Origin of the sequence: Agrobacterium sp. AGB01 (assembly GCF_014851585.1) — a bacterium.
In the GTDB taxonomy this organism is placed as follows: Bacteria; Pseudomonadota; Alphaproteobacteria; order Rhizobiales; family Rhizobiaceae; genus Agrobacterium.
Genome location: NZ_JACVAB010000002.1, coordinates 410,619 through 425,132, shown reverse-complemented (window position 1 = coordinate 425,132; position 14,514 = coordinate 410,619). Strand labels below are relative to the sequence as shown.

Below are 14,514 nucleotides of genomic sequence, written 5' to 3'. Positions count from 1 at the left end.
CCATGAATGCTGATCTGGCGCCCGTCCAAACTGCCCTTCAAATCAATATGCATCCATTTGATGCGCCGCATGTCACCCACACATTGCCGCATCAAATCCGGGTATGGGAAAATCAGGTCGACCGCATTTTGCTGACGGTTGATACCGGACAGGTTAATGCTGGCCGCTACAAGGGACAGGGCTTTGACGCAGCCAAGGCACGATTATTTGCCTTTATGGAAAGCCTGAGGATCAAGCATCCCAAACTGCATATCGATACTGTCGACTATGGCGCAGAAGCGCACCGAAAACTCGGGCAACTGTTCTTCTCCCGGGCTCCGCACTACCCCGATAAGGCATTCGATGGCGGTCCTTTCTATGTGTATTTTTATGGGCTGATGCGCGCCAACGCCCGTTACGTGCTGCATATGGACAGCGACATGCTGTTTGGTGGCGCCAGTCAGACATGGATAAGCGAAGCCATCGCCCAGCTTGAAGCGCAACCAAACGCACTGGTCGTGTGTCCCTTCTCCGGCCCACCGAAAGATGGTGGCGACATGAGCCTTTCACTGCATGTTGGGATGCCCGGGGTAAAGCACATTCTTCGCGCAGAAAAACTGCAGCTGGACAGCCCCGCCTGGCGTTTCCCGACTGTCAGCACCCGCATTTTCATGATCGACATGCAACGGTTCACTGACCGCATCGGTTCGCTCGACCTGCTGCGCCCTGACCTCAAGCGTCGCATACGCTCCTACGCCTTTAATCAGAAGCCGATTTCCATGCCGGCAGAAGAAGCCCTGAGCACCAATATGATTGCCAGGGATCTTTATCGACTGGACTATATGGGAACCGGCCAGGGCATGTACTCGTTACACCCTCCCTATCGCTCGCCGCAGTTTTACGCGGCCTTGCCATCACTGATCAAACGCATTGAAGCGGGCAATATCCCGGAAAGCCAGCGCGGCGATTTCGACATCAATTCGTCGATGGTCGACTGGAGTTCGGCAATTGCTGCCAAAAGCCGCTCCAAACGTTATCTCAAGGCGCTCAAGCACCTGATCTCCGCCAATATAGAACGGTTCTCGCGAAAATAATCAGGCGCGCGTGGCAGCCGCTGGGGCAAATCCGTAGCTGCCGCGCAGGTAACGCCACGCACCAAACGTCAATGCCAGGCCAATTCCGAGGAACAGTCCGGCAAAACCACCCAAGATCATCAGCGTCATTTTACCGGGAGGCCAGCTGCGGAAGTTTGGCGCAACCGCACGGGAAATAACCCGGACGTTGGTGGAGTTGATGGCCTGCTGTTCGGCAATCTGGCGCGAACGGGTCAGATAGGTTTCATAAATTGCAGCAACGGTTCTTGCATCACGCTCAAGATCACGCAGCTTTACCTGCGCATCATTGTCGGTAAACACATTGGCACGTTCGGCAACCGCCTTCTGGCGCAATGCATCCAGCGAAGACCGTGATTCAGCAACGCTGGTTTTGACGGTTTCGAGAATACGCTGCGCTTCCTGCGCAAATCCCTGTTCCAGCATCGCCTTTTCTGCATTTGCAGTCGCAAGGCGTGGATGGCGGCTGCCATAGGTCATGGTCATCGCGCCGATCTGCTGCTGCAAGATGCTGTATTGCTCGCGGATCGTGTTCATCGTCTCGCTGTCAAAAATGGCAGAACTCGCCACTCGCTGTTGCGAAATGGCCTGCTCCATCTGCTTCAATCGCGATTCTTCCTGAATAAGCCGCTGTTGCGCAGAGAGTACCTGCGCATTCAGTTCACCAGACAACTGGTTGCTGACCAATTCACCATTATTGACCTGCAAGCCGTTCTGTCGCTTGAACTCCTCGACCTTCTTTTCCGCTTCCGTCACATTGACGCGAAGTTCCTCAAGGCGGGTATTCAGGTCATCGGCAACACGACGACTGCCTTCAGACGTTGTCTGAAACAGTTCATTCTCAAAAGCATTGATGATGGCGTTGGAAAGCGTCACCGACTTTTCGGGGTTTGCTGACCAGACAGCCACCGTCACGACAAACGAACGTGGGTCGCGTTCGGCGACCACCCGGTCGCCCAATGCACGCAATGCTCCAATGCTGTTGTCGCCTTCTTCCGGCGGACGGGACAGCAACATCTTGAAGCGTTCAATCGGGGTAGGGTTGATAAATTCCGGGTCTTTGTCCAGCTTGAGTTCGCTCACCACCTGCGAAAGCACGTTGCGGGATGTCAGGGTTCGAAGCTTGCTTTCGACTTCAAGGATTTGTGTATCGCGCTGCGGGCTGACCGAAAACACACCATCATTGATCACGTTGAGATTGGATGGGTTAACGATGATATCGGTGTAGGCGGTGTAACGCTGTGGTGTCATTGCCGAATAGGCGAGCGCTGCGCCAACACAAGCGATTATCGCAAGAATGATCCATATGATGCCGTCCCGCAGCCACGACAGAATATCACCAATACCAATGCGATCGATGAAGTTGATGCCGGGGAAATAACCCGTAAATGCGGATTGTTGCGGACGGATAAGGTAAGGTTGTTGCGGATCCGGCTTTGGCGCGGGCCGTTCAGATTCCGTGTATGGCGGCTTTTCGGATTCGGCGTTCAGATAGGCGTCAAGCAGCGATCCCTGCGGCCGCGGAGCGTCGTCCATGGGCGAGTGAGCCTGTTTGTCTTTCGCTTTTCCAAGCTTGTACATCCGCTCTTCCAACACACTCCATGATCAACACTCAGCCGTCCAACAAATGGACAGGCAAAGCTTACGCACCAACGATTTGGCAAAGCTGCGCAAAACCGCACACCTCATTTCTAGGTCATCATCATGAATATTGAGTTACTTTAGTTAAAACTTGAAAGACTGGCTTTTAGCAGCGGCCAAACATTTTGTTGCTCTTGCAACGCAGATGGGCCAGAAAATGTGGTAATATGCGCGAACATGGATGCTGGAACCTAACCGGGTTTAATTCATTTAAAAATCTGAATAAAATTCAATTTAGCTGCGTCGCAGCGCAAATTTGGAACGAGGAATTATGAGCCTGAAATTCGGAACGAGTGGTCTTCGCGGCCTCTCAGTCGACCTCGAAGGCAGCGCTTCTGCCGTTTACGCAACTGCCTTTGCAAAACACCTGATTGCTGCTGGTCTTGCCAAGACAGGGTCACCCATATTGATCGGGCGCGACTTTCGTGCGTCCAGCCCTTCTATCGCAGAAACCTGCATTGGCGCGTTGACGCGTGCGGGTTTCAAGCCGATTGACTGCGGCACAGTGCCGACCCCGGCTTTGGCGCTTCACGCCATGTCGCTTGATGCGCCGGCCTTGATGATCACAGGCTCCCATATTCCGGCTGACCGTAACGGCATCAAATTTTACCGTCCTGATGGTGAGATCGACAAGCAGGATGAGACCGCTATCGCTGCGCAAGCACAAAAGGCGGAGCAGGAACTCCGCGATCTGACGCCCGGAACAGCGGAAGACCAATCGGCCAAGACGGCAAAACTGTTCTACGACCGCAACATCGCCCTGCTGCCTGAAAAAGCGCTCGCAGGTCTGAAGATCGGCGTCTATCAGCATAGCACGGTCGCTCGGGATTTGTTTGTCGACGTTCTCAGCCATTATGGCGCCGACGTGGTAGCTCTCGGACGCTCTGAAACTTTCATTCCCGTCGACACGGAAGCAGTTTCTGATGAGACGTTAAAACTCCTGAAAAAATGGGCCTACCAGCAAACGCTCGATGCCATTGTTTCCGCCGATGGTGATGGCGACCGCCCTCTGCTCGCCGACGAAAACGGCACGCCTTTGCGCGGCGACCTGATTGGCCTCATCACTGCTGGTTTCCTCGGTGCCAAAGCTGTCGTCACCCCGGTCACGTCCAACTCCGGTATCGAAGCGAGCGGTGACTTCGATGTTGTCCGCACCAAGGTGGGCTCGCCCTTCGTCATTGCAGGCATGAACGACGCACTAGCGGCGGGCAAGGATGCGGTCATGGGCTTTGAAGCCAATGGCGGCCTGCTGACAGCCTCGACCTTCACCATCAACGGATACAGCCTTTCGCCGCTGCCAACCCGTGACAGTTTCCTGCCGATCCTCGCGGTTCTGTCGCTTGCCGCTGAGCGGAAACAGACACTGTCGGCACTGGCAGAAACATATAATCTGCCCGTTGCAGCAGCCGACAGGCTGGAGAATTTTGCCCAGGAAAAAAGTGCTGCCCTGATGGCGCATTTGCGTGCCTCCGAGGAGAATCTGGCTGGTTTTCTTGCATCTGTCGGCAAGGTGCGGTCCACCAGTGACATAGACGGACTACGTGTTGCCCTGACCGACGGAAGCACCATTCACTTCCGCCCATCCGGCAACGCGCCAGAGATGCGCTGCTACGTGGAAGCCGCCAACGAGCAGGACGCTGAAACGCTGTTGAAAAAGGGCTTGAACCTCATTCGTAATTTCGGCTGAGGTCACCCTGCGAAATTGCCGCATCCCCTGTTTCACTGTTGCGCTTGCGTTTTGTTAGCGCAATAAGTGCGGCAACCAACAAGGGATGACGTCTTGAGCGATGAAACCATCACGCTTTATCAGGCGATTGGCGGCGACGAGACCGTCCGCGCGCTGACAAAACGGTTTTACGAATTGATGGATACCATGCCGGAAGCAGCCCGCTGCCGTGCCATCCATCCACCGGATTTGTCTAAAAGCGAAAGCAAGTTTTACGACTACCTGACCGGTTATCTTGGCGGACCACCGGTCTATGTCGAAAAATATGGCCACCCGATGCTGCGCCGTCGCCATTTCGTGGCACCGATCGGTCCGGCTGAACGGGATGAGTGGCTGCTGTGCTTCCGGCTTGCTATGGAAGAAACCATCGCCAACCCCAAATTGCGCGACATCATCTGGCGGCCGGTCGAACAGCTAGCGCTGCATATGCAAAATCGGGAAGAAAATCCATCATGACCGCACATGAACGATTGCGCCCCGTGGCGCTTTTCCTCGGTGGCATTCTTGGTGCTGCCGGTGTCGCCTTGGCGGCAGCGGCCACCCATACCGGCGAAACCTATATGCTGGGCAATGCGTCAGCGATGAGCCTTGCTCATGCGCCTGTCCTCATTGCACTGTTCATCGGATGGAGTACGGTCAGAACAGCCATGCCCGCCAGCGTTTTAATGGGCCTGGGAACGCTGATCTTCGTTGGCGATCTTGTATCACGCCACTTCTCAGGAAGCAGCCTCTTCCCGATGGCGGCACCATCAGGGGGCCTTGGCATGATCGGTGGATGGCTGGTTCTCGCCGCAGGTGCTTTCTTCAAGGCCAGAACCTGAGCCAGGAAAGCACTCCGATATTGCAAGAGTAACGTTCTACCGCTTGTACCCGCGAAACCTCAGAATATTACCGCCATTTTCCGCATCCGCGCCAAGATCGATCGGAATGTCATCACCGGGATGGCGTGCCCTCAAATAGGGAAAGAGCAATATATTGGTCTTTTCCCGTGCGGCGCGGGAGCGTCTCTCACGCTCGCCGATAATTTCATGCAGATCAGGTACAAACCCTTCGCCATTGCTGGCTGCGATCTTGTGCAGATCGGCAAGTTCGTCGTTCAAAGATAATGAACTGTCACTGTGCTCTTCGCTCATTGCTGGTATTCCGCTCATTCATCGTCTGCAGCGCCCGCTCCAGACTGGATTTGCTACCGTTGCGCAGCGGAATGAAGGTCTTGCCGAATTTCTTGCAGCCCGACTTCACCCGCAGACACGCATCATGACTAATACAGTCGATGGGGCAGAAAACGCAGTCGACAGAGGGAAGCAGTGTATCGATACGCGAGACGGCCTCACGTAACCCGCCATCGTGATGGATCAGTTCAGCATCGAAGTTGCTGGCAATCTGGCGAAGATGTGCAACCTGGCAGTCGCGGCCACCAACATAAAGAAAGCTTTTCGGGCCGGCAGCGACCTGTTCATTGGCAGAAACTACAGATTGAGACTGACTTGCAGCAGCCTTGCCACCACGTTCAGCTTTCTTCTTGTCTTTCCGCGCCATGCCTCACCTTTATGTTGTTTAACACACCCTGAATCATCGGGGTTGCCGGCACCATATTAAAGGTGAGTTTTAGAGTAAAGTATAAAGTTGATGATTTGCATCATGATTTTCATCTGACGTATTTTTCAACCGTAAATTTATCGCGTCACGCGCTCAATGGCTTGATATTGAGGCCACCGACAAACAACTGTTCGAGATAGCGCGCCGCATCTTCAAAGCGCCCCTCCCCGTCATTTTCCTTTCCGAGCACGGCCCGCACCTGCACATCAAAGTCGGCATAATGCTGGGTTGTCGACCAGATCGAGAAAATGAGGTGGTAAGGATCACACTTGGTCATCAGCCCCGCCTTGATCCACACGCGAATGACCTCGGCCTTTTCATCGACCAGTTCTTTCAGCGGGCCCTTCAATTCGTCTTCAATATGCGGTGCGCCCTGCAGGATTTCATTGGCAAACAGTCGGCTTTCACGCGGAAAGTCCCGTGCCATTTCCAGCTTGCGACGAATATAGGACCGGATTTCCGTTTCAGGATTACCATCCGCATTAAACGCCCGGAGCGGATCCAGCCATGTGTCGAGCACCCTTTCGATCAGGCCACGATGCATCGCTTCCTTGGTGCGAAAATAATAGAGCAGATTGGGTTTGGACATTCCCGCCACTTCGGCAATCTGGTCTATTGTGGTGCCGCGGAAACCATGAACGGAAAATACATCCAGTGCCGCTTCCAGAATTGCTTCCTGTTTCTCTTCCTGAATACGGGTGCGTTTTTGGGTTTTCGCGGCACGTGGAATGGCCATGGGCGTCCTGTTTCTTTTAAATGCAATTGCCAACCAGCAATGGCTAGAAAATTGGCACGGTCTATAGTTTAGGCATTATTTGCGGATTTTACCATTGAAATTCTCGACGCAGGGTAAATCAGCAGATAGAAAATTCACAATGTTTACCAAGCGGTCAATTTATCAAACATCCTTGGCAACGGGCAATCCGCGAAAAAGAATTGCGAAAAATCAGGAATGGCATGCCCCTTGCGTCAGCAAGATCAAACAGGTGAGGAAAAGATAAGAATGGTGGCAGCACCGGGACAAAATATGCGGATCAATGCCGACAGGCTTTGGGATGCATTGGAAGACATGGCGAAGATCGGCCCTGGCATTGCTGGCGGCAACAATCGCCAGACATTGACGGATGAAGATGGCGAAGGTCGCCACCTGTTCAAATCATGGTGCGAAGCTGCCGGCATGACGGTTGGCGTCGACCAGATGGGCAGCATGTTTGCCACCCGCCCCGGCTCCGATCCAGATGCCCTTCCGGTCTATATCGGCAGTCACCTCGACACCCAGCCGACGGGTGGCAAATATGACGGTGTTCTCGGCGTATTGGCGGGGCTTGAAGTTGTGCGCAGCCTCAATGACCTGAACATCAGAACCAAACATCCGGTTGTTGTTACCAACTGGGCCAATGAGGAAGGCGCGCGCTTCGCCCCCGCCATGCTGGCGTCGGGCGTATTTGCTGGCGTGCATTCGCTTGACTACGCCTACGGTCGCAAGGACCCGGACGGTAAAACCTACGGCGATGAGCTGAAACGCATCGGCTGGCTTGGCGAGGAAGAGGTCGGTGCGCGCAAGATGCACGCCTATTTCGAATACCACATTGAACAGGGGCCTATTCTGGAGGCCGAAAACCGGCAGATTGGCGTGGTCACCCATGGCCAGGGCCTGTGGTGGCTGGAAGTGACGTTGATAGGCAAAGAAGCCCACACCGGCTCGACGCCAATGGATATGCGCGTCAATGCCGGGCTGGCAATGGGTCGTATTCTGGAAATGGTTCAGGGCGTTGCAATCGACCATCAACCCGGTGCAGTCGGCGGGGTTGGCCAGGTGTTTTTCTCACCGAACTCCCGCAATGTCCTGCCAGGCAAAGTTGTCTTTACCATCGACATCCGTACACCGGATCAGGCAAAACTTGACAGCATGCGCGCGCAAATCGAAGCCGCAGCACCAAAAATTGCCGCCGATCTTGGCGTTGGTTGCTCTATCGAGACCATTGGCCACTTCGACCCTGTAACCTTTGACCCGACGCTGGTGAACTGCGTGCGCAATGCAGCGGACCACCTCGGCTACAGCCACATGGATATCATTTCCGGCGCCGGGCACGACGCGTGCTGGACCGCGAAAGTCGCGCCAACCACCATGATCATGTGCCCCTGCGTTGATGGGCTTTCCCACAATGAAGCCGAAGCCATCTCGAAAGAATGGGCTGCGGCCGGTGCGGATGTCCTGCTGCATGCAGTATTGGAAACAGCGGAGATTGCAGAATGACCACAGTCATCAAGGGCGGCACCATCGTCACAGCTGACCTCAGCTACCGGTCCGATGTGAAGATCGACGACGGCAAGATTATCGAGATCGGCACCGACCTCTCCGGCGACGTGGTCCTGGACGCCACCGGCTGTTACGTGATGCCCGGCGGCATCGACCCGCATGTCCATCTCGAAATGCCCTTCATGGGCACCTATTCGGCGGATGATTTTGAAAGCGGCACAAGAGCGGCTCTGGCCGGCGGCACCACCATGGTGGTCGATTTTTGCCTGCCTGAACCCGGCCAGTCGCTGTTGGAGGCCTTGCAGCGCTGGGACAACAAGACGACCCGCGCCAATTGCGATTATTCCTTCCACATGGCGATTACCTGGTGGGGAGAACAGGTCTTCAACGAAATGAAGACCATCGTTCAGGACAAGGGCATCAACAGTTTCAAACACTTCATGGCCTACAAAGGCGCATTGATGGTCAATGATGACGAGATGTTTGCCTCCTTCCAGCGATGCGCTGAACTGGGCGCCCTACCCTTCGTACATGCTGAAAACGGCGACATCGTTGCCCAGATGCAGGAAAAACTGATTGCAGAAGGCAATTCCGGACCGGAAGCCCACGCCTATTCCCGACCGCCCGAGGTTGAAGGTGAGGCCACCAACCGCGCCATCGTCATCGCGGACATGGCGGGCTCGCCTGTCTATATCGTGCACACCTCCTGTGAACAAAGCCATGAAGCGATCCGGCGCGCCCGCCAGAAGGGGATGCGTGCTTATGGTGAACCGCTGATCCAGCACCTAGTTTTGGATGAAAGCGAATATTTCGACAAGGACTGGGATCATGCCGCCCGCCGCGTCATGTCACCACCATTCCGAAACAAACAACATCAGGATAGCCTGTGGGCTGGCCTATCCAGCGGCTCACTGTCGTGTGTTGCTACCGACCACTGCGCCTTCACAACAGAGCAGAAACGCAATGGCATTGGTGATTTTCGCAAGATACCAAACGGCACCGGCGGCCTTGAGGACCGCATGCCACTTTTGTGGACCCACGGCGTGACGACCGGACGCCTGACCATGAATGAATTCGTGGCAGTGACCTCCACCAATATCGCCAAGATCCTCAACATCTATCCGCGCAAGGGCGCCATTCTGGTTGGCGCCGATGCCGATATCGTTGTCTGGGATCCCAAACGGGAAAAGACCATCTCGGCTGCCCAACAGCAATCCGCCATCGACTACAATGTGTTCGAGGGCCGGAAGGTCAAAGGCCTGCCACGCTTCACCCTGACAAGAGGTGTTGTTTCTATTGAAGAAAACACCATCAAGAACCGTGAGGGACATGGCAAATTTATCGCCCGCGATCCGTTCACGGCAACGGGCAAGGCGCTCTCGACATGGAAAGAACTGACAGCACCACGCAAGGTGGAACGATCAGGCATTCCGGCAAGTGGAGTGTGACATGAGCGACGATACAACACGCGAAATCATTATCTCCGCTGCAATTCTTCTCAACGAAAAACAGGAAATGCTGGTGGTGCGCAAACGCGGCACCAGCCAGTTCATGCAGCCCGGCGGCAAGATCGACGCCGGCGAAACGCCCGGTCAGGCGCTGTGCCGTGAACTGTCGGAGGAGATTTCTCTCGATCTCGACGAAAGCGCCTTCTCCTATCAAGGCGTCTACCGGGAAATGGCAGCCAACGAACCGGGCGCCACCGTTGTCGCCCATGCCTTTGTCGCCATGCTCAACCAAGACGTCACCCCGCAGGCCGAAATCGACGATGTCCGCTGGCTTCCCATTCACGGGCAAAGCTTGCTGCCTCTAGCGAAACTGACAGAGTTCCACATGTTGCCGCTCGCCAGAGAGGCGTTTGGCAGCAACACACCGTAATAAGCAGGACAGTCCGCAAACACCTCAAAACGCAAATTTCACAACAGGTTGGATCAGTCATGACCAGAATTCTGATGTTGATTGCATTGCCTTTATTGTCTGCCACCACAGCCATAAGCGCCACCTTCCTGGATGGCGCTTATGGCGAAAAAGAAGGCTGCCACTATTCCAAAACCGGGGAATCCAGCGGAGCCGATATCTTCTTCCTGCTGAATGACGACGGCATCACCACCTCGACCGCTTATTGCGCGTTTTCAGGCGCACCCGAAAAAACCTCGTCCGGTTTCCGCATTGAAACCCAATGCGAAAGCGAAGGGGAACAGGGCGACAAGGAAATGGTCGATCTCACCAAAAGCACCAAGGGTTACACGATCCGTTTCAAGGATGGCACAAGCTGGGGACCGCTTCCGAAATGCCGATGACAGTACCTTCTCCATACTCCGTTGTTTCCGCCCAAAACCTTGGCCTCACCTTTGAAACGGGTGATGGTCCGGTGCACGCTCTCTCCAACGTCAATCTTGAGGTCAAGAAAGGAGATTTTGTCTCCTTCATTGGCCCATCCGGTTGTGGCAAGACGACATTTTTGCGAGTGATCGCCGATCTGGAAAAACACACCTCTGGCGATATCACCGTCAATGGCACGACACCGGAAAATGCCCGCAAGGATCGCTCCTACGGTTATGTATTTCAGGCCGCCGCCCTTTACCCCTGGCGCAGCATCGAAAAAAACATCGCCTTGCCGCTGGAAATCATGGGCTACACCAAGGCCGAGCAGCAGAGCCGCATTGAGCGCACGCTGAACCTCGTCAACCTCAATGGCTTTGGCAAAAAATATCCATGGCAGCTTTCCGGCGGCATGCAGCAACGCGCCTCGATCGCCCGCGCATTGGCCTTCGACGCCGATCTTCTGCTGATGGACGAACCATTTGGCGCGTTGGATGAAATCGTGCGCGACCACCTCAACGAACAGCTTTTGAAGCTTTGGGACAGCACCGACAAAACCATCTGTTTCGTCACCCACTCCATTCCGGAAGCGGTCTACCTCTCCACCAAGATCGTTGTCATGTCACCGCGGCCCGGCCGCGTGACCGACGTCATTGAATCAACCCTTCCACGCGAACGGCCACTCGATATTCGCGAGAGCCCGGAATTCCTGGAAATCGCCCACCGGGTCCGGGAAGGTCTGAAAGCAGGGCACAGCTATGAGGAATAGTCTGTTTTCCGCCTTGTTTCTCGCCAGCCTTCCCACCTCCAAAGAATTCTCATCACACCCCTCTTCCCCCCATTTATCCTCACCTCGCAACACCTCGAGGGCTGAGGCAAAGGGAGAGATCAAGACAGGGATGACGCCAAAAACAAGGGGCCGGTCATGACCCTCTTCCGTGATCGCATCCTGCCGGTCCTTACCGTTATTCTCGCCATTCTTGTCATCTGGCACCTGTTTGTCATCTATCTGAACGCGCCATTCGTACGTGATCAGGCCGCACGCGCCGGTCAGGACATCGGCTTCTGGCAAGTGCTGCCGCAAACCTTTGCGCAGGAGCGGCCGGTACTGCCCGCCCCGCATCAAATCATCGCCGAACTTTGGGACACCACCGTCAACAAGGCGATCACCTCAAAACGCAGTCTCGTCTATCATGCTGGCATTACACTGTCGGCCACGCTGCTTGGCTTTGGTATCGGCACCGTGCTCGGTGTTGTTCTGGCCATTGCCATTGTGCATAACCGCGCGCTGGACCGCTCACTGATGCCGTGGGTCATTGCCAGCCAGACCATCCCGATCCTCGCAATCGCCCCGATGATCATCGTGGTGCTCAACTCCATCAACATCTCGGGCCTGTTGCCCAAGGCGCTGATCTCCACCTATCTCAGCTTTTTCCCGATTGTTGTTGGCATGGTCAAAGGACTGCGCAGTCCCGAAGCCATTCAGCTTGACCTGATGCGCACCTACAACGCCACACCGCAGCAAACCTTCTGGAAGTTGCGCTGGCCATCAGCCATGCCCTACCTGTTCACCTCATTGAAAATTGCGGTCGCCATTTCTCTGGTCGGCGCCATCGTCGGTGAGCTGCCAACCGGTGCTGTGGCCGGTCTCGGTGCACGGCTTCTTTCTGGCTCCTACTACGGGCAGACCGTGCAGATCTGGGCGGCCCTATTCATGGCAGCTGCCGTTGCTGCCATCCTCGTATCGCTTGTTGGCATTGCCCATCGACGTGTGCTGAAACGCATGGGAGCAAGACCATGACCCAACCCTTATGGATTATCAGCGCAGTCGCATTCTGGATCGCCGCTTGGTCGCTGAATGAATGGCTTGTCCGCCAGAAATTCCAATCCGACGCCTTGAACCGGACAGCCCGTCTTGCCGTGCCGATCCTGTTCGGCGTCACCTTGCTGGTTCTGTGGGAAGGGCTGGTGCGCGGCTTTGCCGTGCCATCGATCCTGCTGCCGGCACCGAGCGCCATTGGTGCGCGGCTTTTTAGCTCACTTCCGATTCTATGGGCAGACTTCCGCCAGACATTCCTGAAGTCGGTTCTCACCGGGTACATCGCAGGCTGCGGTCTTGGTTTCGTCGTCGCAATTCTGATCGATCGCTCTCCTTTCTTGCAAAAGGGCCTGCTGCCAATCGGCAATTTCATCTCCGCCCTGCCCGTCATCGGCGTCGCGCCGATCATGGTCATGTGGTTCGGTTTCGATTGGCCGTCCAAGGTCGCGGTCGTGATCATCATGACCTTCTTCCCGATGCTGGTGAATACCGTGCAGGGGCTGGAAGCATCGAGCCACATGGAGCGGGACCTGATGCACACCTATGCGGCCAGCTGGTGGAAGACGCTGCTGAAGCTGCGCCTGCCTGCCGCCTGGCCGTTCATCTTCAACGCCCTGAAAATCAACTCCACGCTGGCACTGATCGGCGCCATCGTCGCGGAGTTCTTCGGCACGCCCATTGTGGGCATGGGTTTCCGCATCTCCGCTGAAATGGGGCGAAGCAATGTGGATATGGTCTGGGCCGAAATCGCCGTCGCGGCGCTGGCGGGTTCAGGCTTTTACGGATTGGTGGCGCTCGCAGAGCGGGCCGTCACCTTCTGGCATCCGTCCGTCCGTGGTGGGCGAACGTAAATAAGAAAAAGGGAACAGCAATGAAAATGAAACTTGCATCCATTCTTCTGGCGGGCGCATCGCTGATGACTGCGTTCAGCGCTCAAGCTGCCGAAAAGGTGACCCTGCAACTCAAATGGGTCACACAGGCACAGTTTGCCGGGTATTACGTTGCCAAGGACAAGGGTTTTTACGAGGCTGAAGGGCTTGATGTCGACATCAAGCCGGGTGGCCCTGACATTGCACCCGCACAGGTTCTGGCCGGTGGCGGTGCAGATGTCATCGTGGACTGGATGCCATCGGCGCTCGCAACACGCGAAAAAGGCGTGCCACTGGTCAATATTGCCCAGCCATTCAAAAAATCCGGGATGATGCTGACATGCCTGAAAGAAACCGGCATCACCAAACCTGACGATTTCAAGGGCAAGACACTGGGCGTCTGGTTCTTTGGCAACGAATACCCGTTCCTGTCCTGGATGGCGCACCTGAAGATCCCGACCGAAGGTGGTGCAGAAGGTGTCACGGTTCTCAAGCAGGGCTTCAACGTCGATCCACTGTTGCAGAAGCAGGCCGCTTGCATTTCCACCATGACCTACAATGAATATCTGCAGGTCCTCGAAGCTGGCGTGAAGGCCGACGATCTCGTGACCTTCAAATATGAAGATGAAGGCGTCGCAACTCTGGAAGACGGTCTTTACGTTCTGGAGGACAAGCTGAAGGATGCGACGTTTAAGGACAACATGGTCAAGTTCGTCCGTGCGTCACTGAAGGGCTGGAAATACGCCGAGGAAAATCCGGATGAAGCCGCTGATATCGTTCTTGAAAACGACGCCTCCGGCGCACAGACCGAAGCACACCAGAAGGGCATGATGACAGAAGTGGCGAAGCTGACGGCAGGCGCCACCGGTGCACTTGATGCAGCGGATTACGAACGTACCGTCAAAACACTTCTTGGTGGCGGCTCCGATCCGGTCATCACCAAGGAACCAAGCGGTGCCTACACCACTGAAATCACCGATGCTGCTCTGAAATAGTCGCAGGCCCCATAACTGGCGGAACCTGAACACTCATTCCAAAGTGCTTTGGTGCCGAGTCACGTCAACTGACAAAATGAGGTGCGTGGTTTTGGCTACGCACCTCATTTCATTTAAACCCGCGATTTTGATGAACAATACAACCACTGGCGATATTCATAAATGTATAGCAACTAAAGTTGTTGCGTATAT

At 55.2% G+C, this 14,514-nt stretch carries 15 protein-coding genes and 1 pseudogene; 12 read left to right on the top strand and 4 right to left on the bottom strand.

Annotated features, from left to right (window positions below; genetic code table 11):
• Positions 1-2 precede the first annotated feature (2 nt).
• Positions 3-1,073 carry a glycosyltransferase family 2 protein gene (locus tag IB237_RS08780; RefSeq protein WP_192488271.1) on the top strand — a complete coding sequence of 357 codons (1,071 nt, stop codon included), beginning with the start codon at positions 3-5 and terminating at the stop codon, positions 1,071-1,073.
• Here the strand turns inward: IB237_RS08780 and IB237_RS08775 are convergent, their stop codons facing one another.
• Positions 1,074-2,672, bottom strand: a complete 1,599-nt coding sequence (locus IB237_RS08775) for a GumC family protein (protein WP_192488270.1) — start codon at positions 2,670-2,672, stop codon at positions 1,074-1,076.
• A gap of 331 nt (positions 2,673-3,003) precedes the next feature.
• Here IB237_RS08775 and IB237_RS08770 point away from each other — a divergent pair, with 331 nt between their 5' ends.
• From IB237_RS08770 to IB237_RS08760, 3 genes are all read left to right on the top strand, one after another.
• Entirely contained in the window at positions 3,004-4,419 is a 1,416-nt protein-coding gene (locus tag IB237_RS08770; protein ID WP_192488269.1) for a phosphomannomutase, read from the top strand.
• Positions 4,420-4,512: 93 nt separating this feature from the next.
• Positions 4,513-4,914 carry a group II truncated hemoglobin gene (locus IB237_RS08765; RefSeq protein ID WP_192488268.1) on the top strand — a complete coding sequence of 134 codons (402 nt, stop codon included), beginning with the start codon at positions 4,513-4,515 and terminating at the stop codon, positions 4,912-4,914.
• Positions 4,911-5,279: a DUF423 domain-containing protein gene (locus tag IB237_RS08760; protein ID WP_192488267.1), complete on the top strand. Its 369-nt coding sequence runs from the start codon at positions 4,911-4,913 to the stop codon at positions 5,277-5,279. Before IB237_RS08765 ends, IB237_RS08760 begins: the two co-directional genes overlap by 4 nt.
• A gap of 36 nt (positions 5,280-5,315) precedes the next feature.
• On the opposite strand, the gene IB237_RS08755 is transcribed toward IB237_RS08760, so the two are convergent.
• The 3 genes and pseudogenes from IB237_RS08755 to IB237_RS08745 all read right to left on the bottom strand — a co-directional run bounded on the left by IB237_RS08755 (position 5,316) and on the right by IB237_RS08745 (position 6,793).
• Positions 5,316-5,591, bottom strand: a complete 276-nt coding sequence (locus IB237_RS08755) for a hypothetical protein (protein ID WP_192488266.1) — start codon at positions 5,589-5,591, stop codon at positions 5,316-5,318.
• Positions 5,572-5,895: pseudogene (locus tag IB237_RS08750) on the bottom strand (DUF2325 domain-containing protein); the annotation flags it as partial. The gene IB237_RS08755 and the pseudogene IB237_RS08750, both read right to left, overlap by 20 nt.
• Before the next feature lie 247 nt (positions 5,896-6,142).
• Positions 6,143-6,793, bottom strand: coding sequence for a TetR family transcriptional regulator C-terminal domain-containing protein (locus IB237_RS08745; RefSeq protein WP_192488264.1), 651 nt, complete (start codon positions 6,791-6,793; stop codon positions 6,143-6,145).
• A gap of 267 nt (positions 6,794-7,060) precedes the next feature.
• On the opposite strand from IB237_RS08745, the gene IB237_RS08740 reads away from it, so the two are divergent.
• The 8 genes from IB237_RS08740 (at position 7,061) to IB237_RS08705 (ending at position 14,322) form a co-directional block, all read left to right on the top strand.
• The gene (locus IB237_RS08740) at positions 7,061-8,314 is read left to right on the top strand and encodes a Zn-dependent hydrolase (protein WP_192488263.1); all 1,254 of its coding nucleotides are present in this window, start codon (positions 7,061-7,063) and stop codon (positions 8,312-8,314) included.
• Positions 8,311-9,765 (top strand): dihydropyrimidinase, encoded by a 1,455-nt coding sequence (gene hydA, locus IB237_RS08735; protein ID WP_192488262.1) that lies wholly within the window; start codon positions 8,311-8,313, stop codon positions 9,763-9,765. Before IB237_RS08740 ends, hydA begins: the two co-directional genes overlap by 4 nt.
• A 1-nt stretch (position 9,766) precedes the next feature.
• Positions 9,767-10,195 (top strand): NUDIX domain-containing protein, encoded by a 429-nt coding sequence (locus tag IB237_RS08730; RefSeq protein WP_192488261.1) that lies wholly within the window; start codon positions 9,767-9,769, stop codon positions 10,193-10,195.
• A 59-nt stretch (positions 10,196-10,254) separates the two neighbouring features.
• A complete protein-coding gene (locus tag IB237_RS08725) occupies positions 10,255-10,617 on the top strand; it encodes a hypothetical protein (protein WP_192488260.1) in 363 nt (120 codons plus the stop codon).
• Positions 10,614-11,408: an ABC transporter ATP-binding protein gene (locus IB237_RS08720; RefSeq protein WP_192488259.1), complete on the top strand. Its 795-nt coding sequence runs from the start codon at positions 10,614-10,616 to the stop codon at positions 11,406-11,408. The genes IB237_RS08725 and IB237_RS08720 overlap by 4 nt, the downstream gene beginning before the upstream one ends.
• 156 nt (positions 11,409-11,564) lie before the next feature.
• Positions 11,565-12,440 carry an ABC transporter permease gene (locus tag IB237_RS08715; protein WP_192488258.1) on the top strand — a complete coding sequence of 292 codons (876 nt, stop codon included), beginning with the start codon at positions 11,565-11,567 and terminating at the stop codon, positions 12,438-12,440.
• Positions 12,437-13,309 carry an ABC transporter permease gene (locus IB237_RS08710; protein ID WP_192488257.1) on the top strand — a complete coding sequence of 291 codons (873 nt, stop codon included), beginning with the start codon at positions 12,437-12,439 and terminating at the stop codon, positions 13,307-13,309. Before IB237_RS08715 ends, IB237_RS08710 begins: the two co-directional genes overlap by 4 nt.
• Positions 13,310-13,329: 20 nt before the next feature.
• Positions 13,330-14,322 carry an ABC transporter substrate-binding protein gene (locus tag IB237_RS08705; RefSeq protein ID WP_192488256.1) on the top strand — a complete coding sequence of 331 codons (993 nt, stop codon included), beginning with the start codon at positions 13,330-13,332 and terminating at the stop codon, positions 14,320-14,322.
• Positions 14,323-14,514 lie beyond the last annotated feature (192 nt).

What these genes read in the sequence shown, in the direction of transcription:
- IB237_RS08780 (WP_192488271.1), top strand. Translation starts at nt 3, where the DNA reads ATGAATGCTGATCTGGCGCCCGTCCAAACTGCCCTTCAAATCAATATG.
- IB237_RS08775 (WP_192488270.1), bottom strand. Translation starts at nt 2,672, where the DNA reads ATGTACAAGCTTGGAAAAGCGAAAGACAAACAGGCTCACTCGCCCATG.
- IB237_RS08770 (WP_192488269.1), top strand. Translation starts at nt 3,004, where the DNA reads ATGAGCCTGAAATTCGGAACGAGTGGTCTTCGCGGCCTCTCAGTCGAC.
- IB237_RS08760 (WP_192488267.1), top strand. Translation starts at nt 4,911, where the DNA reads ATGACCGCACATGAACGATTGCGCCCCGTGGCGCTTTTCCTCGGTGGC.
- IB237_RS08755 (WP_192488266.1), bottom strand. Translation starts at nt 5,591, where the DNA reads ATGAGCGAAGAGCACAGTGACAGTTCATTATCTTTGAACGACGAACTT.
- IB237_RS08745 (WP_192488264.1), bottom strand. Translation starts at nt 6,793, where the DNA reads ATGGCCATTCCACGTGCCGCGAAAACCCAAAAACGCACCCGTATTCAG.
- IB237_RS08740 (WP_192488263.1), top strand. Translation starts at nt 7,061, where the DNA reads ATGGTGGCAGCACCGGGACAAAATATGCGGATCAATGCCGACAGGCTT.
- hydA (WP_192488262.1), top strand. Translation starts at nt 8,311, where the DNA reads ATGACCACAGTCATCAAGGGCGGCACCATCGTCACAGCTGACCTCAGC.
- IB237_RS08730 (WP_192488261.1), top strand. Translation starts at nt 9,767, where the DNA reads ATGAGCGACGATACAACACGCGAAATCATTATCTCCGCTGCAATTCTT.
- IB237_RS08725 (WP_192488260.1), top strand. Translation starts at nt 10,255, where the DNA reads ATGACCAGAATTCTGATGTTGATTGCATTGCCTTTATTGTCTGCCACC.
- IB237_RS08720 (WP_192488259.1), top strand. Translation starts at nt 10,614, where the DNA reads ATGACAGTACCTTCTCCATACTCCGTTGTTTCCGCCCAAAACCTTGGC.
- IB237_RS08715 (WP_192488258.1), top strand. Translation starts at nt 11,565, where the DNA reads ATGACCCTCTTCCGTGATCGCATCCTGCCGGTCCTTACCGTTATTCTC.
- IB237_RS08710 (WP_192488257.1), top strand. Translation starts at nt 12,437, where the DNA reads ATGACCCAACCCTTATGGATTATCAGCGCAGTCGCATTCTGGATCGCC.
- IB237_RS08705 (WP_192488256.1), top strand. Translation starts at nt 13,330, where the DNA reads ATGAAAATGAAACTTGCATCCATTCTTCTGGCGGGCGCATCGCTGATG.